This is a genomic window from Mesorhizobium sp. M0106 (assembly GCF_040322715.1).
Taxonomy (GTDB): Bacteria; Pseudomonadota; Alphaproteobacteria; order Rhizobiales; family Rhizobiaceae; genus Mesorhizobium.
In genome coordinates, this window is the sequence record NZ_JAMYUA010000004.1 from 107,328 (window position 1) to 130,129 (window position 22,802).

At 62.6% G+C, this 22,802-nt stretch carries 26 protein-coding genes; 13 read left to right on the plus strand and 13 right to left on the minus strand.

All coding sequences use genetic code 11. From position 1 onward, the window contains the following. Positions 1 to 99 precede the first annotated feature (99 nt). The 6 genes from NKJ55_RS05765 to NKJ55_RS05790 all read right to left on the minus strand — a co-directional run bounded on the left by NKJ55_RS05765 (position 100) and on the right by NKJ55_RS05790 (position 5,046). Positions 100 to 1,527 carry an ATP-binding protein gene (locus tag NKJ55_RS05765; protein ID WP_352449218.1) on the minus strand — a complete coding sequence of 476 codons (1,428 nt, stop codon included), beginning with the start codon at positions 1,525 to 1,527 and terminating at the stop codon, positions 100 to 102. A gap of 10 nt (positions 1,528 to 1,537) precedes the next feature. Further along, positions 1,538 to 2,203: a response regulator transcription factor gene (locus NKJ55_RS05770; protein WP_023718390.1), complete on the minus strand. Its 666-nt coding sequence runs from the start codon at positions 2,201 to 2,203 to the stop codon at positions 1,538 to 1,540. A gap of 64 nt (positions 2,204 to 2,267) precedes the next feature. Continuing rightward, positions 2,268 to 2,567: a hypothetical protein gene (locus tag NKJ55_RS05775; RefSeq protein ID WP_352449043.1), complete on the minus strand. Its 300-nt coding sequence runs from the start codon at positions 2,565 to 2,567 to the stop codon at positions 2,268 to 2,270. Positions 2,568 to 2,949: 382 nt separating this feature from the next. After that, on the minus strand, positions 2,950 to 3,360 hold the full coding sequence (locus tag NKJ55_RS05780; RefSeq protein WP_352449044.1) for a DUF3168 domain-containing protein: 411 nt from the start codon (positions 3,358 to 3,360) through the stop codon (positions 2,950 to 2,952). 212 nt (positions 3,361 to 3,572) lie between these two features. After that, positions 3,573 to 3,845 carry a hypothetical protein gene (locus NKJ55_RS05785; RefSeq protein ID WP_023677828.1) on the minus strand — a complete coding sequence of 91 codons (273 nt, stop codon included), beginning with the start codon at positions 3,843 to 3,845 and terminating at the stop codon, positions 3,573 to 3,575. A gap of 304 nt (positions 3,846 to 4,149) precedes the next feature. Continuing rightward, positions 4,150 to 5,046: a LysR family transcriptional regulator gene (locus NKJ55_RS05790; RefSeq protein ID WP_352449045.1), complete on the minus strand. Its 897-nt coding sequence runs from the start codon at positions 5,044 to 5,046 to the stop codon at positions 4,150 to 4,152. Between the two features lie 129 nt (positions 5,047 to 5,175). On the opposite strand from NKJ55_RS05790, the gene NKJ55_RS05795 reads away from it, so the two are divergent. From NKJ55_RS05795 to NKJ55_RS05815, 5 genes are all read left to right on the plus strand, one after another. Beyond that, positions 5,176 to 6,069: a class I SAM-dependent methyltransferase gene (locus tag NKJ55_RS05795; protein ID WP_352449046.1), complete on the plus strand. Its 894-nt coding sequence runs from the start codon at positions 5,176 to 5,178 to the stop codon at positions 6,067 to 6,069. A gap of 19 nt (positions 6,070 to 6,088) precedes the next feature. After that, positions 6,089 to 6,721, plus strand: a complete 633-nt coding sequence (locus NKJ55_RS05800) for an NAD(P)-dependent oxidoreductase (RefSeq protein ID WP_352449047.1) — start codon at positions 6,089 to 6,091, stop codon at positions 6,719 to 6,721. A 190-nt stretch (positions 6,722 to 6,911) separates the two neighbouring features. Beyond that, on the plus strand, positions 6,912 to 9,071 hold the full coding sequence (locus tag NKJ55_RS05805; protein WP_352449048.1) for a transglycosylase domain-containing protein: 2,160 nt from the start codon (positions 6,912 to 6,914) through the stop codon (positions 9,069 to 9,071). 96 nt (positions 9,072 to 9,167) lie between these two features. Next, positions 9,168 to 9,752, plus strand: a complete 585-nt coding sequence (locus NKJ55_RS05810) for a DUF1214 domain-containing protein (RefSeq protein ID WP_352449049.1) — start codon at positions 9,168 to 9,170, stop codon at positions 9,750 to 9,752. Next, complete coding sequence (locus NKJ55_RS05815) at positions 9,745 to 10,293, plus strand: DUF1254 domain-containing protein (protein WP_352449050.1); 549 nt, start codon at positions 9,745 to 9,747, stop codon at positions 10,291 to 10,293. The genes NKJ55_RS05810 and NKJ55_RS05815 overlap by 8 nt, the downstream gene beginning before the upstream one ends. Before the next feature lie 14 nt (positions 10,294 to 10,307). Here the strand turns inward: NKJ55_RS05815 and NKJ55_RS05820 are convergent, their stop codons facing one another. Then, positions 10,308 to 10,493 (minus strand): hypothetical protein, encoded by a 186-nt coding sequence (locus tag NKJ55_RS05820; RefSeq protein ID WP_023677835.1) that lies wholly within the window; start codon positions 10,491 to 10,493, stop codon positions 10,308 to 10,310. Positions 10,494 to 10,680: 187 nt separating this feature from the next. Here NKJ55_RS05820 and NKJ55_RS05825 point away from each other — a divergent pair, with 187 nt between their 5' ends. Beyond that, complete coding sequence (locus tag NKJ55_RS05825; protein WP_352449051.1) at positions 10,681 to 11,691, plus strand: DUF2336 domain-containing protein; 1,011 nt, start codon at positions 10,681 to 10,683, stop codon at positions 11,689 to 11,691. A 9-nt stretch (positions 11,692 to 11,700) separates the two neighbouring features. On the opposite strand, the gene NKJ55_RS05830 is transcribed toward NKJ55_RS05825, so the two are convergent. Beyond that, positions 11,701 to 12,048, minus strand: coding sequence for a DUF1491 family protein (locus NKJ55_RS05830; protein ID WP_352449052.1), 348 nt, complete (start codon positions 12,046 to 12,048; stop codon positions 11,701 to 11,703). A gap of 170 nt (positions 12,049 to 12,218) precedes the next feature. On the opposite strand from NKJ55_RS05830, the gene NKJ55_RS05835 reads away from it, so the two are divergent. Together NKJ55_RS05835 and NKJ55_RS05840 are read left to right on the plus strand one after the other, a co-directional pair. Further along, positions 12,219 to 12,479: a type II toxin-antitoxin system ParD family antitoxin gene (locus NKJ55_RS05835; RefSeq protein ID WP_352449219.1), complete on the plus strand. Its 261-nt coding sequence runs from the start codon at positions 12,219 to 12,221 to the stop codon at positions 12,477 to 12,479. Continuing rightward, the gene (locus NKJ55_RS05840) at positions 12,472 to 12,762 is read left to right on the plus strand and encodes a type II toxin-antitoxin system RelE/ParE family toxin (RefSeq protein ID WP_352449053.1); all 291 of its coding nucleotides are present in this window, start codon (positions 12,472 to 12,474) and stop codon (positions 12,760 to 12,762) included. Before NKJ55_RS05835 ends, NKJ55_RS05840 begins: the two co-directional genes overlap by 8 nt. A gap of 23 nt (positions 12,763 to 12,785) precedes the next feature. Here the strand turns inward: NKJ55_RS05840 and NKJ55_RS05845 are convergent, their stop codons facing one another. Both NKJ55_RS05845 and NKJ55_RS05850 read right to left on the minus strand, forming a co-directional pair. Further along, positions 12,786 to 13,559: a peptidoglycan-binding domain-containing protein gene (locus tag NKJ55_RS05845; protein WP_352449054.1), complete on the minus strand. Its 774-nt coding sequence runs from the start codon at positions 13,557 to 13,559 to the stop codon at positions 12,786 to 12,788. Further along, positions 13,534 to 15,279 (minus strand): ATP-binding protein, encoded by a 1,746-nt coding sequence (locus NKJ55_RS05850; RefSeq protein WP_352449220.1) that lies wholly within the window; start codon positions 15,277 to 15,279, stop codon positions 13,534 to 13,536. The genes NKJ55_RS05845 and NKJ55_RS05850 overlap by 26 nt, the downstream gene beginning before the upstream one ends. Before the next feature lie 517 nt (positions 15,280 to 15,796). On the opposite strand from NKJ55_RS05850, the gene NKJ55_RS05855 reads away from it, so the two are divergent. Together NKJ55_RS05855 and NKJ55_RS05860 are read left to right on the plus strand one after the other, a co-directional pair. Next, positions 15,797 to 16,165 (plus strand): DUF5330 domain-containing protein, encoded by a 369-nt coding sequence (locus tag NKJ55_RS05855; RefSeq protein WP_352449221.1) that lies wholly within the window; start codon positions 15,797 to 15,799, stop codon positions 16,163 to 16,165. 112 nt (positions 16,166 to 16,277) lie between these two features. Beyond that, the gene (locus NKJ55_RS05860) at positions 16,278 to 16,706 is read left to right on the plus strand and encodes a SufE family protein (protein WP_023677843.1); all 429 of its coding nucleotides are present in this window, start codon (positions 16,278 to 16,280) and stop codon (positions 16,704 to 16,706) included. Between the two features lie 114 nt (positions 16,707 to 16,820). Here NKJ55_RS05860 and NKJ55_RS05865 read toward each other — a convergent pair whose 3' ends face one another. Beyond that, a complete protein-coding gene (locus NKJ55_RS05865) occupies positions 16,821 to 17,246 on the minus strand; it encodes a Ros/MucR family transcriptional regulator (RefSeq protein WP_023677844.1) in 426 nt (141 codons plus the stop codon). 677 nt (positions 17,247 to 17,923) lie between these two features. On the opposite strand from NKJ55_RS05865, the gene NKJ55_RS05870 reads away from it, so the two are divergent. From NKJ55_RS05870 to NKJ55_RS05880, 3 genes are all read left to right on the plus strand, one after another. Then, positions 17,924 to 20,035: a S9 family peptidase gene (locus NKJ55_RS05870; protein ID WP_352449055.1), complete on the plus strand. Its 2,112-nt coding sequence runs from the start codon at positions 17,924 to 17,926 to the stop codon at positions 20,033 to 20,035. A 77-nt stretch (positions 20,036 to 20,112) separates the two neighbouring features. Beyond that, positions 20,113 to 20,739, plus strand: coding sequence for a LysE family translocator (locus tag NKJ55_RS05875; protein ID WP_352449056.1), 627 nt, complete (start codon positions 20,113 to 20,115; stop codon positions 20,737 to 20,739). A gap of 145 nt (positions 20,740 to 20,884) precedes the next feature. Beyond that, positions 20,885 to 21,268: an SET domain-containing protein gene (locus NKJ55_RS05880; RefSeq protein ID WP_352449057.1), complete on the plus strand. Its 384-nt coding sequence runs from the start codon at positions 20,885 to 20,887 to the stop codon at positions 21,266 to 21,268. Between the two features lie 11 nt (positions 21,269 to 21,279). Here NKJ55_RS05880 and NKJ55_RS05885 read toward each other — a convergent pair whose 3' ends face one another. Both NKJ55_RS05885 and NKJ55_RS05890 read right to left on the minus strand, forming a co-directional pair. After that, complete coding sequence (locus NKJ55_RS05885; protein ID WP_352449058.1) at positions 21,280 to 22,230, minus strand: cytochrome c; 951 nt, start codon at positions 22,228 to 22,230, stop codon at positions 21,280 to 21,282. 9 nt (positions 22,231 to 22,239) lie between these two features. Next, the gene (locus NKJ55_RS05890; protein WP_352449059.1) at positions 22,240 to 22,683 is read right to left on the minus strand and encodes a c-type cytochrome; all 444 of its coding nucleotides are present in this window, start codon (positions 22,681 to 22,683) and stop codon (positions 22,240 to 22,242) included. Positions 22,684 to 22,802 lie beyond the last annotated feature (119 nt).

Genomic DNA, 22,802 nt, shown 5'->3' on the forward strand with positions numbered 1-22,802 from the left:
TGGACCGCCGCGCTGTCAGCAGCTGGCGCGGCCATAATGTCGATGTTTGTCGGAAATTTGGCCGCAGCCGGCCACCTGGAAAAGCAATCTGGAAAAGCATTACTGAAGGCTCCGCAATCGAACCATCGCCTTCAATCCACCCATGACGGATCGTTCCAGCGCCAGAGAGCCTCCATACTCGTTGACAAGGTCGGCGACAATGGCAAGTCCGAGCCCGCTGCCCGGTTTTGTCTCGTCGAGACGCCGGCCGCGCTGCAACACCTCGCGCGCCTTGTCGTCGGGAATGCCGGGGCCGTCATCCTCGATGCTGATCTCGAACAGGCTGGCTGCGCCTTCCGTGCCAGCGCCACCCTTGCTGGAGATTGGCTTGACCGAAACGGCGACCGCGCTCCTTGCCCATTTCATCGCATTGTCGAGCAGATTGCCGAGCAGCTCCTCCAGGTCCTCGCGTTCGCCGGCAAAGACGATGTCGGTGGCCGGCAGTGAGAGCGACAGCGCCGTCTGCGGGTTGAGCTTCTGCAGCACCCGAACCATGCGCTGGACCAGCGGCGCCACCGGCGTACGGTAGACGAGGCTGTCGCGCTGCGCGGCGACGCGGGCACGTTGCAGATAATGGTCCACTTGCTTTTGCATGGAAGCGGCCTGCTCGGCGATCAGCTGGCCCTTGGCGCCACCCAGCGCCCGTCCCTCGTTGAGCAGCACGGCAAGCGGCGTCTTCAGCGAGTGAGCCAGGTTGCCGACCTGCGTGCGCGACCGCTCGACGATACGCCTGTTGTTCTCGATCAGCGCATTGGTCTCGTTGGCGAGCGGCTCGATCTCGGCCGGGAAACGGCCGTCTAGGCGCTGCGCGGTTCCTTCGCGCACCATGGCAAGCGCATTCCTGACCCGGCGCAGCGGCTGCAGGCCGAGCAGGATGGCAATCGCATTGATGGCGATCATGCCGACGCCGAACAGCGACAGATAGGTCAAAAGGCGCCGCTGGAAGGTGGCGATTTCCTGCTCGAGCTCGGTCTGGTTGCCCATGACGCGGAAGCGCGCGGCGCGGTTTTTCGCATCGAGCACGAACTCGCTCTCGAACACCTCCAACTGCTCGCCTTCGATGCCGTCCGCTGAATAGCTGCGCTGGAAGCTGGCATTGAAGGGCACCTCGGCAACGCTTGGCGACGGGATCGCCTTGGTCATCGACGACGAATGGAGATCGCCGTGCACGCCTTCCGAGGCAGGCTCGACCGACCAGTACCAGCCGGAATTCGGTTCCGAGAACCTCAAATCACCAAGGTCGGGGGCGCCGGTCAATTGGCCGCTTTCAGAAACGCCGACCGAGCCGATCAGGTTGAACAGATGCGCCGAAAGCAGGCTGTCGAAACCGCGCTCGCTGGCCTGGCGATAGAGCGTGGTGATCAAGGTGAAGATGACGACCAGAGTGAGGATCGCCCAGACCGTGGAAAAGGCGATGACGCGAAACGCCACCGAACGCGGCCATGACCGCAGCGACGGCGTGTTCGAGACGGCGGGTTTTGTAGGCAGCGGTTCCGCGTTACGCCTCCGGCTTACGCATGCGGTAGCCCATGCCGCGAACGGTTTCGATCATGTCGATGCCCATCTTCTTGCGAAGCCGTCCGACAAAGACCTCGATCGTGTTGGAATCGCGGTCGAAATCCTGGTCGTAGAGATGCTCGACCAGCTCGGTCCGGGACACCACCTCGCCCATGTGGTGCATCAAATAGGCAAGCAAGCGGAATTCGTGCGAGGTCAGCTTCAGCGGCACGCCGTCGACGTCGGCCTTGGAGGCCTTGGTGTCGAGGCGGAGCGGCCCGCAGGTCAGTTCGGACGAAGCGTGCCCGGCAGCACGCCGGATCAAGGCCCGCACCCTGGCCAGGATTTCCTCGATGTGGAAGGGTTTGGTGACGTAGTCGTCGGCGCCGGCGTCGATGCCGGCAACCTTGTCGCTCCAGCGGTCGCGTGCCGTCAGGATCAGCACCGGCATCTTGCGGCCGCCGCGCCGCCAGCGCTCGACCACGCTGATGCCGTCCATCTGCGGCAGGCCGATGTCGAGCACCACGGCATCGTAGGGCTCGGTGTCGCCGAGAAAGTGCCCTTCCTCGCCGTCGAAAGCGCGGTCGACGACATAGCCGGCATCGACCAGCGCGTCGCCGATCTGCCGGTTGAGATCCTTGTCATCTTCGACGACGAGTACGCGCATGCGGAAGGCCTGTTGAAGCTGTTCAGATATAGGCCGATTCCGGCAGACTGGGAAACGGCACGGTTCAGTTCAGCGGAACGACGATCTCCGAGCGACGGGGACGCTGCCCGTCCTTGCCCGGAACGAGCACGACGATGACGCAGACCGGCTGGCCGCCGCGTGTCGACTGCGAGGCCTTGGCCAGGGTGCCGCCATTCTGCTCGGCCACCTGCTGGCCGATCGCGTAGCAGTCGGACGCGGCGAGGACGACCGGCTGAGTCCACTCGGGCACGACAGCGGGGATCGCCATCGCCTGCGACGCAAGCAGACCGGCGGCTGACAGCGCCAGTGCCGCGGTCCGGAAGTGGGAGCGAAGGGTTTTCATGGTCAGCGTTCTAACGCGCCGGTGCTGAACGTGATATGAACGGTGAACGCTCGAATGCATGCCCGCCACACCCCTGAAGCGCGAGATTACCGGATTGCCATTTCGCCGCCCGGCTCCGCGAAATCGCCAATGTTTAACCTAGCCCTCCAATCCTTCGCCGACAACCGGGCATCGTTTGGCGGTGAAAGGCAATCGCTTCAGGTTTGCCCCGACTTCGACAATCGATCCGGCAACCGAAGGCAGATTCAGGCGAACCGACCGGAAATAAAAACCCGCCTCTGCGGCGGGTCGCTGGCGCCATCAGCACCATAGGGAATTAGTAGCATAGCTGCCGGCACAAAGCAAGAACAAAATTGCCCGATTTGCAAAAAGTGCCCGGTGGTCAGCCCTCTTCCTTGATCACGGCACGGAAGCGCAGCAGCCCGTGATGGGCCGAAAGGTCCTCGTCGTAGCGGGCTTCGGCGAATTCGAGCTTGAGGTAGGCGCGGCGATGTTCGCCGAGCGAGAGAGCCGTATCGCGCAGGCGGGTGCTAACAAGGTCCATGATGTCATTGGTTTCCTTGCTGGCCTCTGATTTCGACCAGACATGCAACGTCAGCAACTGTTCTGCGTCGTTCTCCATCCCCGTTGCCCAATCGTAGACGCTGGTGCGGCCGAAGGTCATGTGGGGGAACGCAACATTTTCCGGCGCACGGTCGAACAATCTTGCGTCGCCCAATGCCGCCGATAAATCGGGATCGCCATTCACAGCATCGAATATGGCCTTCTGCAATTCGACGGCCGGCGCGGTCATCGCCTTTCCCCTCGCCCGTCGCGTCGACCTCCCGGCTGCGTAGCTGCGTTGCATGAAGACATCCCGGCAAAGCGCGAATCAGCGCGTCTCATGCGGATTATGAACCTTCATGATCTCGGCAATAAGCCCTGCTCCTGGGATGCGCGACACCGCGGCAGACGAAGCGGATGCGTTTGCTTCCTAGCTGCGGCTAGGGTTGGGAAGTGTCAGGCTCATGATTTCGCCTGCGTCGATGCGGAGACGGCCTGCTTGAGTGCCCGCGACGCCCGCTTCTTCTTCGGGGCGACCGGATTCAGAGCTGCCGCCGCGCGGTCCGCCTCTTCCTTGGCCAGTCGCAATTCCCTCAGCCTTGCCGTCTTGATGGTCCTGGCCTTCGCCTCCGAGAGATATTCGGCAGTTGCTTTGTTCCGCTCCGCCGTCTTCTTTTGATTTTCCATGAAGCGAGCCTCAGATTTTCCCATGATGTTCTGATTGCCTTGGGCCATCCGTAAAATCTCCTTGCAGCTAAAGTCGAAAACGTGAATTTCACTGTAAGATAGGTGTTTCACAGCGGAAATTCAATTCTCAGGCATTTGGCATGACCCAACTGTGGTGAGAGACCTGGCGGAAATAATACCTGTTAATATTATCACGCAAGATTCTCTGGCGCTCCCGCAAATCGAGTATCCAGCGAGTCTTCCGAGAGAACCAACGCCGGACGATACGGTGCGACCCGCAAAGAGCGGGACAAGCGTCCCGTGTGACGACTGCCAATCCTCGGCACCTCGCGCAAGCGGCTGCACCATGCCCCTACTGCGTCTCGCCGCTGATCACCTCGGCATGGTCCTTGATGATGGTAGAAACGAAGCGGATGACGGCGCGCACCGGCGCCTCCGCCCCGATTTCACGGCGATAGACGAGCGACACCGGATGACTGCCGAGAATGTCGGGGGCAAGGCGCACCATCCGCGGTTCAGCTTCGGCCAACATGCAGGGCATTACCGCCAGACCGGCGCCACTCAGAGCCGCCGCCAACATTTCCGTCATTTCGGCAACGCGAAGGACAATTGTCGCGCCGGCGCCGTGCGCCTCAACCCATTTGGCGCCGGGGACGCCGGCAAGGCTTGCGTGAAATCCAATGATCTCGTGTCCGGCCAACTGGCGAGGGTCGATGGGCATTGGGTGATGGTCGAGATAGCGCTGGGACGCATAGATCGACCAGCCCGCAACACAAAGCTTCTGCGCGATCAAATCGTCTGCGGCGACGGTGCCGATCCGGACCGCAAGGTCGGCCTCGCCGTGCTGCAGGTCCACTGGCCTGCTGCCGCTCGTCAGTTCCAGGTTGATATCTGGGTGGGCCTTATGGAACCCGGCCATACGCTCGGCAAAAAGGGGGCTGAAGCCCGACGGCAGTGCCAGCCGAACGCTATTCTTGCCCGAACGCACAAGCGCCGTCAGTGCTTGCATGGTACGTTCAAGCTCATCACCGAGCGGCAGCAATGTCTGGCCAAGCGGCGTGATCTCGATACCTTGCCGCGTGCGCACGACAAGCGAAACCCCGAGTGCCGCCTCAAGAGCAGCCAGGCGCCGGCTGATCGTCGTGTGACGCACGCCGAGCACGCGCGCTGCTCCCGACAACGTTCCCGCGCGGGCGGCAGCGAGAAAGTAGCGCAGATCGTTCCAGTCCGGTTCGCCGGTCTTGGTCACGAATCTAGTCTAGATCAATTCCTCGCCGCGCACCTGTGCAGTTTTGCACAAGCATGCGCGGAAATTGCAAATCGCCTGAATTTGACGTCCGCGCGAGAATAGGCCTGATCCAATTCAGGGAAGCGATCGATGGATATCGAAGGTTTGCGAACGGTGGTGGCGCGGCACGCGACGTCGGCCAATGCGTTGGTGGCGCTCGGTTTGGCGATGGAGGCGCGTATTTCCGGCACGCCACTCGAGGGCAGTGTGGCCCGGCGCACAGGGGCCGTGCTTGCCGAACTCGGCGCCTCCGACATCGTGGCAAGTGCTGGCGTCATCGAACTTACGCCGGTGCTGGCCAGCATCCGGGTCGACCTGCTTTCAGGTGGCAAGCTGCTGTCGCGCTCCTCCGAAAGCGTCGAGGCCCTGGAAGCCCGTTTACGCCAGGCCTTCGGCGACGTTTCATCTGGCTTCCCGGCGTTGCTGAAGCGGCTGATCGCGCCACAACTGGCCGGTTTGCCGGAGAGGCTCGCCGCACCGGGCGCAGCCTTCCTGGATATCGGCGTCGGCGTCGGCGCCCTGTCGGTGTCGATGCTGCGGCAATGGCCCGGCCTGAAGGCGGTCGGTGTCGATCCCCTGCCTGAGGCCATCGCGCAGGCCGCTGCCAACGTCAAGGCAGCCGCGCTCGAACATCGCATCGAACTGCGCACCGGGCTGGGCCAGGATATCGCGGACACGGACGCGTTCGACCTTGTTTTCGTACCAAGCGCCTTCATCCCCGAGCCGGATGTCAGGGCCATCGTCAAGCGCAGCCACGCCGCGTTGCGGCGCGGCGGCTGGCTGCTGCTGGCAATGGTCAATCCTGGACCGGATGCACTGGGAGACGCCCTCGCCCGCTTCCGCACCACAATGTGGGGCGGCACGGTCTTTGAAAAGGGCGCAGCCCAGGACCTGGTCGATCAGAGCGGCTATGCCGACAGCCGGTTGCTGCCCGGCCCGACCGGGGCGCCTGTCGCCTTCGTCGCCGGGCGTAAGCGGGGCTAACGGTTTCCAGGAGCGGACGATGAAACTGCTGATCTTCGGCGCTTCCGGTGCGACGGGTCGACTGCTTGTCTCGGCGGCGTTGGCGAAGGGCCATGCGGTGACCGCCTTCGTCCGCACGCCGGGCAAGCTTGCCATCAGCCACGAAAATCTGAAGGTGATCGTCGGAAACGTCGCCGATCGGCAGGCAGTCGAACGCGCCGTTGTTAGGTATGATGCGGTTTTCAGCTGTCTTGGGGTGGGCGTGCCGCTGAAACGCGATCCGGCCGTCGTTGCCGGCATCGGCTTCATCGTCGCGGCGATGCAGCAGGCCGGCCCCGAACGGCTCATCTATCTTTCATTCCTTGGAGTTCGCGACAGCCGGCGACAACTGGGCCCCCTGTTGGGCAACATCATCGCCCCATTGGTGCTGCGCAATGAGGTGGCGGACCACGAAGTGAAGGAAAGCCTGATCGTTCAATCCAATCTCGACTGGACCATCGTGCGGCCGCCCAAGCTGAGCAATGGAGCGGCAACGGGTGAATTCCGCCACGGCAATGGCATCCGGTCGGCGTCGTTGCTGCCGACACTGGCGCGGGCCGACGTAGCGGCGTTCATGCTCGCCCAGCTCGACGACACCACCTACTCGCGCAGGGCAGTCAGCATCCTGCGCTGACGCCGCACGGGAGCCGTCTTCCCCGCGACAAACCTCCCGCTTATCTTCATCGCCCTTATCTTCATCGCCCCTATCTTCATCGCCCTTGTAGGCAGCGCCAAAATGGACGAATAGTCATAGTGGCGCGCCGCCGTGAGATTGCCGGTGTGCGGTTTCTCAGTTGGCGGCATCGCCGCAGCCGGATCCTGGAATGGCCAGTCCTTTGGAACCACGCAAGAGAAGAGGTCCGGTCGCCGCAAGGCTGCTGGCGGTGGATGCGTGGATCGATTCCTCGGTCTACGAAATCGGCTTCAGGGCGCGCCAGTTCTGGGAGGCGGCGACCATCTTCTCGCGGCGTTTCCGCGTCGTCGGCTGGCGCCGCGGCATGATCGAACTGTTGAGCGAAGGGTTTACGCTCGGTGCCGGCGGCATCGTCGTCCTTTTAGCGCTAGCCTTGCCGGCCTTCCAGATAACCGCCGGCGACTGGCGCACGCAAGGCGACTTCGCCGTCACCTTCCTCGACCGCTACGGCAACGAGATCGGCCAGCGCGGCATCATCCAGCGCGATTCGGTGCCGGTCGACGAGATGCCCGACCATGTCATCAAGGCGGTGCTGGCGACCGAAGACCGCCGTTTCTTCGACCATTACGGCATCGATGTGCTCGGCCTGTCGCGCGCCATATTCGAGAATGTGCGGGCAAATTCCGTCGTCCAGGGTGGCTCGAGCATCACCCAACAGCTGGCCAAGAACCTGTTCCTGACCAATGAGCGGACATTCGAGCGCAAGATCAAGGAAGCGTTCCTGTCGCTATGGCTCGAAGCCAATCTGTCGAAGAAGGAAATCCTGCAGCTTTACCTCGACCGCGCCTATATGGGCGGCGGCACCTTCGGCATCGAGGCAGCGGCCGATTTCTATTTCGGCAAGAGCGTCAAGGACCTTAACTTAGCCGAGGCGGCGATGCTGGCCGGCCTGTTCAAGGCGCCGACCAAATATGCGCCGCACATAAACCTGCCCGCCGCCCGGGCGCGGGCCAACGTGGTGCTGTCCAATCTGGTCGATTCCGGCTTCATGACCGAAGGCCAGGTGCTGCAGGCAAGGCTGCACCCGGCCGAAATCGTCGACCGCGGCGAGCAGAAGAGCCCCGACTATTACCTCGACTGGGCCTTCGACGAGGTCAAGAAGATCGCCGCCAAAGGCGGCCCGCACTCGCTTGTCGCCCACACCACCTTCGATGCCAACATCCAGAAGGCGGCCGAAGAATCGATGGAGTTCCACCTCCGCCAGTTCGGCAAGGAATACAACGTCACCGAGGGCGCCATCGTCGTCATCGAGACCAATGGCGCGGTCAGGGCGATCGTCGGCGGCCGCGACTACGGCGCCAGCCAGTTCAATCGCGCCACCAAAGCGCTTCGCCAGACCGGCTCCTCGTTCAAGCCCTATGTCTATGCGACGGCGATGGAGCATGGCTTCACGCCGGATTCGGTGGTTTCCGGCGGACCCATCTCCTGGGGCAGCTGGTCGCCCCACAATTACAATGGCGGGTCGGCCGGCAACGTCACGCTGATCACGGCGATGGCCAAATCGATCAATACGGTGCCGGTGCGGCTGGCCAAGGATTATCTCGGCATCAAGCCGATCAAGGCGATGGCCGAGGCGATGGGCATCGAGTCGCCGCTGGAATCGCACAAGACCATGGTGCTCGGCACGTCGGGCATGACCGTGATGGACCAGGCGACGGGTTACAGCGTATTTGCCCAGAACGGCCTTGCCGGAACCCGGCACGGCGTCAGCCAACTCTTCACCCGTACCGGCGAGGTGGTCTACGACTTCGCCAAGGATGCGCCGCCGCCGCATCGGGTGCTGTCGGAGCTGGCGCTCAAATACATGAACACCATGCTGGCGGCGGTGCCGGTGATCGGCACTGCCCGGCGCGCAGCCCTTCCAAACATCGTCGTCGCCGGCAAGACCGGCACGACCCAGTCCTACCGCGATGCCTGGTTTGTCGGCTTTACCGGCAACTACACGGCCGCCGTCTGGCTCGGCAATGACGACTTCACCGCGACCAACAAGATGACCGGCGGCACGCTGCCGGCCATGGTGTGGCAGCGGCTGATGGTCTATGCGCACCAGAATATCGACCTCAGACCGATCCCCGGCCTCGATCACCCCTTCGTCGATGCCGAAATTGCCGCCAAGGCCGAGGAAGCGGAAAAGAAGAACGCCGAACAGGCAGCAGCCGATGCCGCCGCCGAGCGTCCGCCGGTGCTGTCCAGCCGGACCACCCAGACCCTGAAGGAACTGACCAGGCTGTTCCAGGCGGCACCCGTGCTCGACGCGCCCGCTGCGCCGGAGACCCTGTCGGCGCTGTGACGGCCAATTGCGCGGGGCCGCTTGCCACAAGGCCCTGCGCCGCGATATCCCCGAGCGGCAATCTTTCAGTCCCGGCCTTCGGTTCCCTGCCTCCTCATGCTCAAGAACGCCTTCCTGACACTGCTTTCGCTTGCCATCGCCGTCGTCGGCGGTGGCGGCAGCGTCTGGTATGCACTGAAGCTGCAGGATGGCGTCGGCGCCATCAGGATCGGCCAATGGACCGCCTTCCCCGATATCGGCACGCCGACGGCAGATCCCTATTCGAAGGCCCGCGTGGCTCGCGAAGGCGTGCTGGCGCTCGGACAGGCGGAAGGACTGTCCTTCATAGCCGAGCGCGATTCCGGCGGCGAACAGCTCAAGCGGCAATGTGCCTACAAGATTGCGGGCGGCTTTCCCACCGCCCGGTTCTGGACGCTTTATGCCGCCGACCAGTCGCTTGGCGTGGTCGAGACCGGCAAGCCGAGGCCGGCTGCGCTGCAGTCCTATCAAGTGCTGCGCCAGGCCGACAATTCGGTGGTCATTTCCGTCGGCAGCCGCCCTGCGCCCGGCAACTGGCTGCTGACCAGCGGCGCCGGCAAGATGTACTTGGTGCTTACGTTCTACGACACGCCGATCGCCAGCAGCACCGGTCTCTCGGACGTCACGCTGCCGCAGATCCAGAAGGTCGGCTGCAATGCGTAGCCTGCTGCATGCCGTGCTGCTCGGCCTGCTCGGCGCCGGCATCGTGCACATCATCGTGCTGCTGCTCGTCCCCGAGTTTTCCGAACGCGACGCCTGGTCGCGATTGGCCATGGCTTCGGATCTCTACAAGATGACCCGGCTCGACGCGGAAGCCGGCGGCGCGCCGGTGGTGAAATCGGTCGATCCGCTGTTTTATGCGGCGGCATGCCGCTTCGATCTTGCCGAGGGGATGGTGCGGGTCAAGGCACCGGGAAAGGTGCCGTTCTGGTCGATATCGGTCTACGACCGCGGCGGCCACAACATCTACTCGTTCAACGACCACAGCGCGACCGCAGGCGTGCTCGACACCGTTGTACTGACGCCGGCCCAGATGATCGAGGTCCGCAAGGATATTCCCGAGGAACTGCAAGGGGCCATCTTCGTCGAGGCGCCGATAGAGGAAGGCGTATTCGTCATCCGTTCGTTCGTGCCCGACGACAGCTGGAAGCCGATCGTCTCGCGGTTTCTCGAACAGAGTTCCTGCGAACTGCAGGATTTTTAAGCCGGTTCCGATGCTCAGTGATGCGGTACCGGCAATGTTCCCGAAGGTCCCGGCTTGTCGGGGCCGGCCGGCCGCGTTTCGCCCGTCAGCGGCCGCTGCTCGTAGCGCACCCCGGGAAAGATGATCACTGCCGCCGGCGCGGCTTGTTGTGCTCGATTGGTTGCCGCCGTTCGCGGCACGAAAGACAGTACCATGCCCATGGTTCGCGTATTCCTCTCGGTTGCCCCGGAGCACAACGCAACGCCTCCATAGTCGATTAAGAAGGCAGTAGGTTAACGGAGCGCTAACGGATCGCCGCTAAATTGATCTTTGTTCTTGGGAAACGCGAAACCGGTACAGCCCGGCAGAGCGCTGTCCAGATCGTGTCGAGTGTCGGGCGTATCCTTCGTGTCAGCTTCGGATTTCAGGCAAATCGCAGCAGGAGCTGAATCGGGAAAGGCCGAAAGGCTGTTTCGCGCCGCGGTATCGGCGTTCTGCTCGCTCACCCGGCCTTCGCGCCGGGAAATCGCGCAGCTCGAAGACCTGACGCTGCCGCTTTTCGAGAATGTCTCGGTCGAATCGCGCCGCTACGTCGCGGCAGCCCTTTCCGAATGCGAATATGCACCCGCCGCGCTGGTGCGGCGGCTTTGCCAGGAGCGGGTCGACATCGCCGCTCCGCTGCTCATCCGCTCGCGCGCCCTCAGCGACGTCGACCTGATCGCGCTGATCGGACGTCACGGCCTGCCGCATGCCCGTGCCATTGCCCGCCGCAAGGATCTCAATCAAACGATCGCGGATCTCATCAAAGTGCTCGAAAGGCCGACGCTGGTGCGGTCGCAGCAGCAGCCGGAAACAACCGCCAAAGCCGCGTCCGAAAACGCCGAAGTGGTTGCGGGCGAGGTCAACAGGCAAGAGGCTTTCGATGCCGCTGAAACTGTACGCCGCCGGTTGCGATTCATGATGCGCGCCGAGAGCGGCGGCGCTATCGGTCCGTTCGTCGAGCCACAAACCTATGTCAAGCTGCGCGAGACCGCGCTGACCGGCAATGCGGCATTCTTCCAGACAGCGCTCGCCGATGCGCTCGAAGTCGATTTTTCAACGGCGCGGACGCTCACCGCGAGCCACAATTACACACCGCTGCTGGCCGCCTTGCGCGCGCTCGACCTCAGCGAAGACAAGGCGTTCCTGATCACGGCCGCCATCTATCCGACCGAGTTTCCGCACCCGCAGGCGATCCGCATCTTCCTCGACCGCTACCGCCTGCTGCACCGCGACGCGGCGTTGGACAGGCTCCGCGGCTGGAAGGCCGACACCGTGTCGAAAATCGTTCGCAAGCCTGGGCGCGTCGCCGCAAACGCCGACCTGCGCAAGCCGAACAGCGCCGATATGACCGCCAGCCCAAAGGCGCGTCGCATCTGAGGCTTGCCGTTACGACGCCTTGACCGAGATAAGCTCCTCGACGGGAATGGCGCCCGCCTCGATCTCGACCACCCAGATATCCGGATCGAATCTCTTCTCGCGCTCCAGCCGCGCGTCGAAGATGGCGGCATCGTCGCCTTCGCCAAGCAGGCTGAAAAAACGGTCGTCCGGCCTGGCTGAATCGTAACTCGTCTGCGGCGCCGGCCCGAACAGCGCCATCTCCCCTTGCCTGCCCCGCGCCAGCACGAAAACCGCGCCGGCTTCCGTCGCGCCGCGCTTGACCACGGCGGCAAAGCCGCCGGCGCTGAAAACCCGGCGCAACAGCGCCGACACCCACAGATCGGTGGTTACCCGCATGGCGCGACCCTGCACGATTTCGGTTTTGTGGCGTCGAGATTGTCACTTATTCGCGAGCAACGGTTGGCTATCATAGCGAGTCCCGGAATGCGACGATCTACGCCAAGACCTAACAAATCTTGTTAGCCCCTATGAAAAATGCTATAGCGTCCGGTATGAAAGCCCAGCCCATGCGCACTCTTACTGTGTCGCTTACGCCCAAGCAGGCCGCCCGTCTACAAGACGCCGTGAACAGCGGAGACTATGCTTCCAACAGTGAAATTGTCAGGGAAGCACTACGTCTATGGGAGCAGCGCGAGGAATTCCGCACTCTTGAACTGGAACGTCTCAAAAGGGCGTATGACGAAGGGATGGCAAGCGGCGAGGGCCAGCACGTGGATCGCACGGCTTTCTTACGCGCTCTGAAAGCCGAACGCACAGCCCGTGGCTGAATACCGGCTCACCCCCCGAGCTTCTCAGGATTTGCGAGATATTTGGCACCACATTGCCGTCGATAACGAGAAGGCGGCTGACAAGCTGATCGGACGCATTTTCGACAGGCTGGAATTGGTTTGCGAGCACGCCAAAATGGGCGCAGCTCGACCGGAATTGAGCGCCACCGCCCGCATTCTAGTCGAGGGACGCTACATCGTGATTTATGAGCCTGTGCCCTACGGCGTGTTAGCCGTGGCGATAGTCCACGGAATGCGTGACCCGGAGCAATGGCTTAAATAGACCGGGAGACTGGGGTTCGACCCTCAGTTGGTCAGGCCGATCTCGCGCATCTTGACGTAGACGATCTCGTCGGGCTCGCCGGTCTCCGGCAAGCCGAACAGCGCCTGGAATTCTTTGATCGCGGCCTTGGTGCGCGTGCCGACGACGCCGTCCAATTGCATGTCGTCATTGCCGAACGCCTTCAGTCCGGCCTGGATCTTGACGATGCGGGGATCAGGCGTTTGCGCCACCGCATTTGCCGGTGCGGACGCTGGAATGGCGGCCGGAACAACGGCCGTTTCGACCGGCCGCGGCACCGGATGCGGCACTACGGCCGCGGTCTTTGGCGTGGCGCCCAGTTGATCCAGCAGGACGCTGTCGATCTCGCCGGAGGCATTCAATCCGACCTTCTGCTGATAGGCCTGGATGGCCTTGCGCGTATTCGGTCCGGGAATCCCGTCGACGGTGCCGGAATAGAAATCGAGATCCTTCAATATGCCCTGGACCTGCTCGACGACCGGGTCGCTCTTGATCGGCGCAGCGGCCGGACGCACGATATTGATGGTGGTTTCGGGCTCGTCGCTGTCCGCCCGCGGAAAGCGCTCGATGCTCCTGGTGGCGAAAAACGCGCCGGCATGCGGAAAGGGCTGGTACCAAAGCGCGTTCGCCGAGACGTAGAACAGCGTCACCAGGAACGCGGTGGAGCCGCCGACCACAACAGGATTGCGCGAGATCAGGCTGCCCAGCGCCATCGCTCCGTGCTCGAAGGCATTGCCGCGGCGTTTGACCGCCCTAGGCTGTTTTGCGGAGCGACCCATTGCTCTCCCCTTTGCCACCGTCCGCCTTGGCTTTGACTGCGGACATCGGCACCACGCCGGCCTTCTCCGCCGAGCGGCCCGTCGGGCCGTTCACGGGAAGGCTGATCGTCACCGTGGTGCCCTCGCCCGGCATGCTTTCGATCGACATGGTGCCCTCGTGCAGCGCCACCAGCCCCTTCACCAGCGAAAGCCCGAGCCCGGTGCCTTCGAAACGGCGGGTATAGTCGTTCTGGATCTGCATGAACGGCTTGCCGAGATTGGCGAAATCTTCCTCGGCGATGCCGATGCCGGTGTCCCGGACCCAGAAATGCAGCCGCGAGCCGATCCGCTTGGCGCCGATGACAACATTGCCGCCTTCGGGCGTGAACTTGATCGCGTTGGAGACGAGATTGATCAGGATCTGCTGCACGGCGCGACGGTCGGCATTTATTTCGCCTGCGTCCGGCGCGATCTGGGCCTGCAGATCGATGGCCTTTGCCTCGGCTTGCAGGCGCATCATCGATTGGCACATCTCGACCGCTTCGCGGAAGCGGAACGGTTCCGGTTCGGTCGCGTAAGCGCCCGATTCGATCCGCGATACGTCGAGTATCGAAGTGACGACGGCAAGCAGGTGCTGGCCAGAATCCCTGACCAGCCCGACATATTCCTTCTGGCGCGGATCCTTGAAGCTGCCGAACATCTCGTGCAGCAACATGTCGGAAAAGCCGATGATGGCATTGAGCGGGGTGCGCAACTCATGGCTGACGACGGCAAGGAAGCGTCCTTTCGCCACCTCGGCGGAGGCAGCCGCCTCATTGGCAGCGGCAAGCTCCTGGCGCAGTCCGGCCAGTTCGTCGTTCTCGCGCAGAAGAAGCGTGAAGACAGTCTCCTGCCCCGGCGCGCGCATCATCTCGAGCGAGAACGGCCGGTAATTGTCGGCCGTCACGCCGCTGCTCTGCGGCAGCCGGACGCGAAGGTCGAGCCGGCGCGACAGGGTGCCATCGCGCATATCGGCCAGCGCACTGAGATACGGGACGCGGTCGGACAGATGGATGCGATCGAAAAGTCCGGTGCCGAAAAGCAGCTCCGGCGGCAGCCTCAGCATAGTGCGTGCCTTAGCCGAGACGTCCAGAACCTCGCCATGCGCAGCGATTCGCAGCACGACGGCGTCGATCAGGTCTTCGAGCCGGTGGCTGCCGGCCGGATCGAGCTGTGCGTTGGCGGCGCCGCGAAGTGGAGCGACACGCGGAATGAGCGTGAGTGCCCAGGCCAGCGGTACCAGCCAGTGCCATGCGGCGATTTCGGTCTGGCCGAGCGGCAAGACCGAACCGGCGAAAGGCTGCAGCAAGACTGCGACCAGGGCCGATATGGCGCCCCAGATCACGGCACGGCGCGACTGGCCGATCCACCAGGCTTCAAACGGCAGCGCCACCGCAAGCAAGGCAACCGGCGAGGCCACACCGCCGGCGGCAGCGATAAGGGCACCGAGGGCAACGCTGCCGACGACCAAGGCGAGTTGGCCGGCCAGGGTCATCTTGCCCGATGCCGCCACCAGCAGGGCGGCGAACCAGCAAAGGCCAAACGCCGCAAAAATCGCAGCCACAGTCAAGGCGGCGCCCATGCCCGACGTGACCAGCGTCACCGCTGCACCCGCGCTGAAGAAAGGCGCCGCCAGCATGACGCCAATGAACCGGCTGTGGCGGCGACGATCGCTCTGGCCGAGCACGGACGGATGAACCATCCGTTCGCAACCGGCGGCTATCGCGCCCGGCAACTCGGCGTATCTGGCCTTGATCGCACTCAACTCAACGCACCCGGTCGTGAACGGCCCTGCTTTGCAGGCGGCTTTTGTCGATCCGAAACTCGCATCCAGCGTTTAAGGAATGGATAAGGCTGGGCCGATCGTCCCCCCGGCAGGCTGCAAATATCGGGATACCGGCGGGGAAAAACCGGGGCAATTGCCGCCATAGTAAACGGAGCGTTATCCACACCGCCCGCGCCTGCACCTACGACCGATGGCATCAACCTGTCGCCGATTAAGAAAATGATCATGAAAAACAATAGGTTGGATGGTTATTATTTGCTGAATAAAATCTGAACCATTCGAGGCAAATGAACTTCAAACGCTTCGTTTCGAATCTGCCTAAAATTTGAGGAAAACTGTTGCTTTCGGGACAAGCCGTCCTTTGCCCGTCTGTGTCAGTATCGCGGTACAAGGGCGTGCGGTTCGGATGCATGACGTCATGAAGGACAGACAGATGGGCTTTCTGATAAGAGCTGCTTTCTGGTTTTCGCTGGTGCTTCTGGCGCTGCCGCTGGGTGTCGGCGCCGATGATGCGGGCCGCGAAAGCGTCGGGCCGCTCCAGGCGCTGTTTGCGGCGCGCGAAGCCGTCGGCGATATCGCCGGCATCTGCGAGCGCAAGCCGGACGTGTGCGAGACCGGCAAATCGGCAATGCACACCATCACCGCCCGGGCCAGGGAGACCGCCAAGATCGCGGCCGCCATGCTGGACGACAAGGCCGCTGAACCCGATACGGTGACGACCACCGGCGGCGTGCCCGGGGAAATCGTCTTGCCGGCGAAAGTCGATCTGCCGGCGAAAGTGCACTTGCCGGCGAAGAACTGAGACTGTTTCGGCCGAATTCATCGCTAAACCGCAAGGCTCTCGCTCTCGGCACCTGCGGCGTTTCTCCTCTTTTTCCGTGACGTGGCAGCGCCGGATGACTATATCCGGGGGAATGACGACGACGATCCAGACCATCCGCGACGACTTTTCCCTGCTCGACGAGTGGGAAGACCGCTATCGCTATGTGATTGAACTGGGTGAAGCGCTGCCGCCGTTTCCCGACGAGCAACGCATACAAGCCAACAAGGTGCCCGGCTGCGTCAGCCAGGTCTGGCTGACCACTGAGCAAGGCGGGGGTGTCGACCCCGTTATCACCTTCAAGGGCGATTCCGACGCGCATATCGTGCGCGGCCTGGTCGCCATCATGCTGGCGCTGTTTTCGGGACGGCCGGCCAGCGAAATCCAGAGGACCGACGCAGAGGCCACATTGAAGGCGCTCGGACTTGACGAGCACCTGTCGCCGCAGCGCGCCAATGGTCTTCGCTCGATGGTCAAGCGCATCAAGCGTGACGCCGAGGCAGCGCTGAAGCAGACCGCCTGACCGCACGGCAGTTGCTGGCGGCATGAAGAACTAGCGGCCTGAGCTTGGTCTCCCCACAATGCGAAAACGGCGCCTGCAGGCGCCGTTTGAGTATCAAACCGGAAGAGCCGCTTGTCAGCGTCCCTTGCGCTTGCGGCCGAGACCCATCTTCTTGGCGAGCTGCGAACGGGCGGCCGCGTAATTGGGCGCAACCATCGGATAGCTCGGGTCCAGGTTCCACTTTTCACGATACTGGTCGGGCGTCAGATCATAGTGGGTCATCAAGTGACGCTTGAGCGACTTGAACTTCTTGCCGTCCTCGAGACAGATGATGTAGTCGTCATGCACCGACCGCTTCGGATTTACCGCCGGCTTCTGCTTGTCGGCAGGCGGCTGCTCGGCGGCCCCGCCGACACGCCCGAGAGCGGCATGGACATCGGCGATAAGGTTCGGCAGTTCGCCGACCGGTACGGGATTGTTGCTGACATAGGCAGCCACCACGTCGGCGGTGAGCTCGATCAGCGCGTCACTGTTTCTGGAAGGTGTTTCGGTAATATCCATGGCGTTCAGGTCCCAACGAGAATTGTTTCTGTCTACGCCCTATTTTTGGCAGGCAGGGCATCGCGCGAACTTGTGCAGGAAAAAGCCTCCGCGATTCGCGTCGCGGCATCTTAATGAGCCTGAGCGCCAAGTAAGTCAATTCGCTTCTTGCGGTCTATTCAGCGATACAAGTCAAATATTCCTCATTCAGCTTCACTCTTTCGTGCAAAGTGTAACCTTGCCGTTTTTTCTGGTCAGACCAGCATCGACTGACGCGGCGGCAAGCAGCCATTACACAAACGGCAGCAGGTAAATAGAGTTCGATGCTTGACCCTGCCGGCGGCATTACAGCCTGGATGATCGGTGGATTCAGTAAAATCATAGGTTGCGAAGCGTTACTGTTGCTCGCGAGCCGTCGCCGGAGCGGTGCGCTGTGTTATTGAAATGGGGTAATGTATTTCCGTAGACCCAGCCATATCGGCCACTTGCCAAGCCGCGAAGGCAGTTGCATGAGATTGACCGGCACTGGCAGGGTCATCGCAGCGACGGCGAGAACCGCGGCAGTCCGAGAAGAAATATTCGTTATCCGCTCCTCCAGCCCGTCCTCTCGAGCCACCACGACAATAGATCATAGCCCTTGAACCCGCGCTGCTCGGCGTGTTCATTCGCCATTCAAGTAGCTTCCACAGCGAGACGCAATGACCAGAACCCCAGTGTTTCCGACCGCCACGCCGCCGCAGCCGGAGAAGCGGCCGATCTTCGACACGCATCACGGCATAACGCGGACGGACGATTATGGCTGGCTGAGGGCCGCCAATTGGCAAGAGATGTTCAGGGATCCGTCCCTGCTCGACGGCCAAATCCGCGCCCACCTCGAAGCCGAGAATGCTTACCAGGCGGCGCTGATGGCCGATACGGTCCAACTGCAGAAGCAGCTTTTCGCGGAAATGAAGGGACGCATCAAGGAAGACGATTCTTCCGTGCCGATGAAGGACGGACCTTACGCCTACGGCTCCTCCTTCAAGCTTGGCGGCCAGCAGCCGCGTTATTTCCGCACGGCGCGTGACGGCGGCGACAAGCAGATATTGCTCGACGGCGATGCCGAGGCCGAGGGCAAGCCCTATTTCCGCCTGGGCGGCGTCGATCATTCGGACGACCACAGCAAGCTGCTCTGGGCCTTCGACGACAAGGGTTCCGAATTCTACACGCTGCGCGTCCGCGATCTGGCCGGCGGCAACGATCTGGCGGACAGGGTCCCGGACACCGGCGGCGGCGGTGTGTGGGATGCCGGCAATGACGGTTTTTTCTACACCCGCCTCGACCCCAACCACCGTCCTTCCAAAGTGCTGTTCCATGCGCTTGGCGACGGTCCTGAAAACGACCGGCTGATCTACGAGGAGACCGATCCCGGCTTTTTCATGGATGTCGGCGGCACGCGCTCCAACGAGTGGATCATGATCGGCATCAACGACCATGAGACCTCGGAATACCGTATCATGAGCGCCAACGATCCGTTCGCAGAGCCGAAGCTGGTTGCGGCGCGCCAGACGGGCCTGCAGTACGAACTCGAGGAAGGCGGCGACATCTTCTTCATCCTCACCAATGCCGATGGCGCCAAGGACTTCAAGATCATGACTGCGCCGGCCCATGATCCGGTGCGCGCCAATTGGCAGGAACTAGTGCCGCACGAAGCGGGCCGGCTGATCCTTTCGGTGATCGGCTTCAAGGACCACATGGTCCGGCTCGAGCGCAAGGAAGGCCTGCCGCGCATCGTCGTGCGCGACCGCAAGAGCGGCGAGGAGCACCTGATCTCCTTCGACGAGGAAGCCTTCTCGCTCGGCCTGTCCGGCTCCTACGAATACGACACCGAGATCATGCGCTTTTCCTATTCGTCGATGACGACCCCCGCGCAGGTCTTCGATTACAACATGCGCACCCGCGAGCGGGTGCTGCTCAAGACCCAGGAAGTGCCGTCCGGCCACGACCCGGAGCACTACGTCACGCGCCGGCTGATGGCGCCTGCCGCCGACGGCGAACTGGTGCCGATCTCGCTCCTCCATCACCGCGACACACCGCTCGACGGGTCCGCCCCTTGCCTGCTTTACGGCTACGGATCTTACGGCATAGCCGTACCCGCCGCGTTCAACACCAATCTGTTTTCGCTGGTCGACCGCGGCTTTGTCTACGCGATAGCCCATGTTCGCGGCGGCAAGGACAAGGGCTATGGCTGGTACGACGACGGCAAGCGGGCGAACAAGATGAACACGTTCACCGATTTCATCGCGGTCGCCCAACACCTCGTCGCCGAACGCTATACACAGCATGACCGCATCGTTGCGCAGGGCGGTTCGGCCGGCGGCATGCTGATGGGCACGGTCGCCAACATGGCGCCGCAATGCTTCGGCGCCGTCGTCGCCGAGGTTCCCTTCGTCGACGTGCTCTCCACCATGCTCGACGCCAGCTTGCCGCTGACGCCGCCGGAATGGCCGGAATGGGGCAATCCGATCGCGTCGGCGGAGGATTACCGGACCATCGCCGCCTACTCGCCCTACGACAATGTCGCCGCACTCGACTATCCGCCGATCCTGGCACTGGCCGGCCTGACCGACCCGCGCGTCACCTATTGGGAGCCGGCCAAATGGGTGGCGCGGCTGCGCGACCGCAAGACGGGTGAAAATCCGGTGCTGTTCAAGATCAACCTGGATTCAGGCCATGCCGGCGCCTCCGGCCGGTTTTCAAGACTGGAGGAAATCGCCTTCACCTATGCCTTCGCGCTCAAGGTGACGGGCAAGGCCGAGCTTGCGGCGTGAACATCGGCGGATGAGCGGTCATTGTCTTCCGTTCCGCGACGTGGCTTCATTGGCGGTGAGAGTTGCGGAGCCCACCAATGATCGATCTCGCCACGTTGATAGCTTATGTCGCGGTTGTGCTTGGCTTTGTCTTCATCCCGGGTCCCGCCACTCTTCTGACGGTGGCGCGGGCAACCAGTTCCGGAACCAGGGTGGGCATTGCGACCGGCGCCGGGATCGCGGCCGGCGACGTGGTTCACACCTTCATGGCGATCGTCGGCATTTCGGCGATCATTGCCACGTCGGCGGCGCTTTTCAGCATCGTGAAGTACATCGGCGCAGCCTACCTCATTTATCTCGGCATTCGCGCGATCATCGAGAAAACGCCGGCCTATCCGGCCGCCGGCGCACTTGCGATCCCCGCTGCCAAAGCATTTCGGCAGGCTGTTTTGACCGAGGTTCTCAATCCCAAGACCGCGCTTTTCTTCCTCGCATTTCTTCCGCAGTTCGTGCGGCCTGAAAACGGATCGGTGATGCTTCAACTGGCGATATTGGGCGTCATCTTTGTTCTGTTGGGCCTCGTCAGCACGGTGGTTTTCGCCGTGGCTGCGGGCGGCCTCGGTGCATTCCTGCGCCGAAACCCGACGGTGCTGAGATGGCAAGGCAAAGCTGTCGGCGGTATCTATTGCGCCTTAGGCATCCGGCTGGCGCTGCAACAGCGCTAGGGTCTCGACAGGCGACGAGCCGTACGAGGCTTCGGATAATGGGCAGGCACAGCTGATTTTCCGCTCGCAATTGCAAAGGCCGCGCGCTACCCAGTGCGCGGCCTTTTCACAGCCGCGCCAACACACAATCACCCAAGGATCTGCCATGTTGCTCGTCGATGTCTATCTCGACAAATCGCCCATCCAGGGCATCGGCGTCTTTGCCAAGAACCACATTGCCCGCGGCACGCTGGTCTGGAAGCTCGACCCGAAATACGACCGGCGCATCGAGGTAGCGGCCTACGAGCGGGAAACCGGGCCGGTCAGAACCTATCTCGACCGCTACGCCTATCCGGACCGGCGCGACCCGAACTACATCGTCTTCGAAGCCGACGATGCGCGTTACATGAACCATGCCGACAGCCCGAATTGCGACGTCTCGCAGCCGGAGGAGACCTATGCCTTGCGCGACATTGCGCCCGGCGAGGAAATGACCTGCGACTACAATCACTTCTTCGAAACCGGCTTCGACTTTCTCGGCGACCGCTGACGCAACGGCCGTCAGCTCGACGGCTTCTTGCGCGCCGGATAGCCGTTGGGGTGCGGCGGCACGGCTTTCAGGTAGGCGGCGATCGCTGCGCGGTCCTCCGGGGTCAGCACGGCCATGTTCCGCTGCACGTCGACCATTGCGCCGCCGACCGTATCGAAATCCGGCGTGAAGCCGGTTTCGAGATAGTTGGCGATGTCGGCCTCGGACCAGTTCGCGATGCCGCCCTCGCCCGACGTGATGTTCGGCACGATGCCGCTGCCTTCGGCGGCGGCCGCCCCTGCCAGCCATTGGCGCTTCCTGGTGCCGCCGGCAAGATCCCGCGGCGTGTGGCATTCGCCGCAATGGCCGGGGCCTTCGACCAGATAGCGGCCTGTCACCACCGGATCCGGTGTGCCGTCGGGAAAGGAAACGACCGGCTGGTCACTCAAATAGAGCAGCTTCCACAAGCCAAGACCGCGTCGGACGTTGAAGGGAAACCCCAGCGAATTGGCGGGCGCCTTGCCGGCGACCGCGGGTAACGTCTTCAGGAATGCATAGAGATCGGCAATGTCGGCCGGCTTCATGCGCGCGTAGGAAGTATAGGGAAATGCCGGATAGAGATGCTCGCCCGACGGTGACACGCCCTTCAGCATGGCGTTGGCAAGATCCTCGACCGACCAGGCGCCGATGCCGTCCCTGGTATCCTGCGATATGTTCGGCGGCACAAAGGTGCCGAATGGCGTCTTGAGTTCAAGGCCGCCCGCCAGCTGAAGGCGGGCGTCGCCTTGCGAGCCAGGCTTGGCATGACAGGATGTGCAGCCGCCGGCGTAGAAGATGCGCTTGCCCCTGGCGGCGTCGCCGGGACCAAGCTCAGCCAGCGTTGCGGCATCGAGCCTGACCGGAGCCGACAGGAACCAGCCGGCAATCGCGGCCGCCCCGCCCAGAACGAGGGCGCCGCCGACAAGTTTCTTCAGCAAGCGCATTGCCCGCTATCAGCCTTTTTTCACCCTGTAGTTTTGATGACAGTTGCCGCAGCCGCCGCCGATGGTGTTGAACTGCGCCTTCAACGCGTCGGCATCCGCAGGTGCTGCGGCGACCGCCGCCTTGACGTCGGCGAGGTACTTGCCTTCAGCCGTCTTGAAGCCGGCCATGTCCTGCCAGATTTTTGGGGACGCCGTGGTGTCGCCGGTGTCGCTGCCCGCCGGGAAAAGCGTGTCGACGCCGGCATGGAATTTCTCGGCATTGACCTGCAGTGCCTGCAACGCCGTCAGCACCGAAGCTGCGTCGTAGGGCGTCTCGCCCTTGACCACTTTCGACAAGCCGGCGGCGATCTTGCCACGTTCCTTCATCAGGGCCTGCCGGTCGGCTACCGGGTCGGCAAATGCCGCCGAGCCGGCGAAGGCGAGCATCGAGATGGCGAGGATAAGCTTTCTCATTCACTTGGCTCCATGTTGAAGGCAATTCAGGATGCGGCCCCACTCCGATGACAAACGGCAAGGATGGCTTAAAAATTCCGACGCTTCGCCTCACGCTTGCGTGAAATTTTTGCAGCTGT

Bases quoted from the DNA above. Each gene is read 5' to 3' on its own strand.
- NKJ55_RS05875 (WP_352449056.1), top strand. From the start codon at position 20,113: ATGATCGATCTCGCCACGTTGATAGCTTATGTCGCGGTTGTGCTTGGC.
- NKJ55_RS05830 (WP_352449052.1), bottom strand. From the start codon at position 12,048: ATGCGGGTAACCACCGATCTGTGGGTGTCGGCGCTGTTGCGCCGGGTT.
- NKJ55_RS05815 (WP_352449050.1), top strand. From the start codon at position 9,745: ATGCGTAGCCTGCTGCATGCCGTGCTGCTCGGCCTGCTCGGCGCCGGC.
- NKJ55_RS05850 (WP_352449220.1), bottom strand. From the start codon at position 15,279: ATGGTTCATCCGTCCGTGCTCGGCCAGAGCGATCGTCGCCGCCACAGC.
- NKJ55_RS05785 (WP_023677828.1), bottom strand. From the start codon at position 3,845: ATGGCCCAAGGCAATCAGAACATCATGGGAAAATCTGAGGCTCGCTTC.
- NKJ55_RS05810 (WP_352449049.1), top strand. From the start codon at position 9,168: ATGCTCAAGAACGCCTTCCTGACACTGCTTTCGCTTGCCATCGCCGTC.
- NKJ55_RS05860 (WP_023677843.1), top strand. From the start codon at position 16,278: ATGACGACGACGATCCAGACCATCCGCGACGACTTTTCCCTGCTCGAC.
- NKJ55_RS05890 (WP_352449059.1), bottom strand. From the start codon at position 22,683: ATGAGAAAGCTTATCCTCGCCATCTCGATGCTCGCCTTCGCCGGCTCG.
- NKJ55_RS05845 (WP_352449054.1), bottom strand. From the start codon at position 13,559: ATGGGTCGCTCCGCAAAACAGCCTAGGGCGGTCAAACGCCGCGGCAAT.
- NKJ55_RS05805 (WP_352449048.1), top strand. From the start codon at position 6,912: ATGGCCAGTCCTTTGGAACCACGCAAGAGAAGAGGTCCGGTCGCCGCA.
- NKJ55_RS05835 (WP_352449219.1), top strand. From the start codon at position 12,219: ATGCGCACTCTTACTGTGTCGCTTACGCCCAAGCAGGCCGCCCGTCTA.
- NKJ55_RS05885 (WP_352449058.1), bottom strand. From the start codon at position 22,230: ATGCGCTTGCTGAAGAAACTTGTCGGCGGCGCCCTCGTTCTGGGCGGG.
- NKJ55_RS05770 (WP_023718390.1), bottom strand. From the start codon at position 2,203: ATGCGCGTACTCGTCGTCGAAGATGACAAGGATCTCAACCGGCAGATC.
- NKJ55_RS05800 (WP_352449047.1), top strand. From the start codon at position 6,089: ATGAAACTGCTGATCTTCGGCGCTTCCGGTGCGACGGGTCGACTGCTT.
- NKJ55_RS05870 (WP_352449055.1), top strand. From the start codon at position 17,924: ATGACCAGAACCCCAGTGTTTCCGACCGCCACGCCGCCGCAGCCGGAG.
- NKJ55_RS05855 (WP_352449221.1), top strand. From the start codon at position 15,797: ATGGGCTTTCTGATAAGAGCTGCTTTCTGGTTTTCGCTGGTGCTTCTG.
- NKJ55_RS05795 (WP_352449046.1), top strand. From the start codon at position 5,176: ATGGATATCGAAGGTTTGCGAACGGTGGTGGCGCGGCACGCGACGTCG.
- NKJ55_RS05880 (WP_352449057.1), top strand. From the start codon at position 20,885: ATGTTGCTCGTCGATGTCTATCTCGACAAATCGCCCATCCAGGGCATC.
- NKJ55_RS05775 (WP_352449043.1), bottom strand. From the start codon at position 2,567: ATGAAAACCCTTCGCTCCCACTTCCGGACCGCGGCACTGGCGCTGTCA.
- NKJ55_RS05820 (WP_023677835.1), bottom strand. From the start codon at position 10,493: ATGGGCATGGTACTGTCTTTCGTGCCGCGAACGGCGGCAACCAATCGA.
- NKJ55_RS05780 (WP_352449044.1), bottom strand. From the start codon at position 3,360: ATGACCGCGCCGGCCGTCGAATTGCAGAAGGCCATATTCGATGCTGTG.
- NKJ55_RS05865 (WP_023677844.1), bottom strand. From the start codon at position 17,246: ATGGATATTACCGAAACACCTTCCAGAAACAGTGACGCGCTGATCGAG.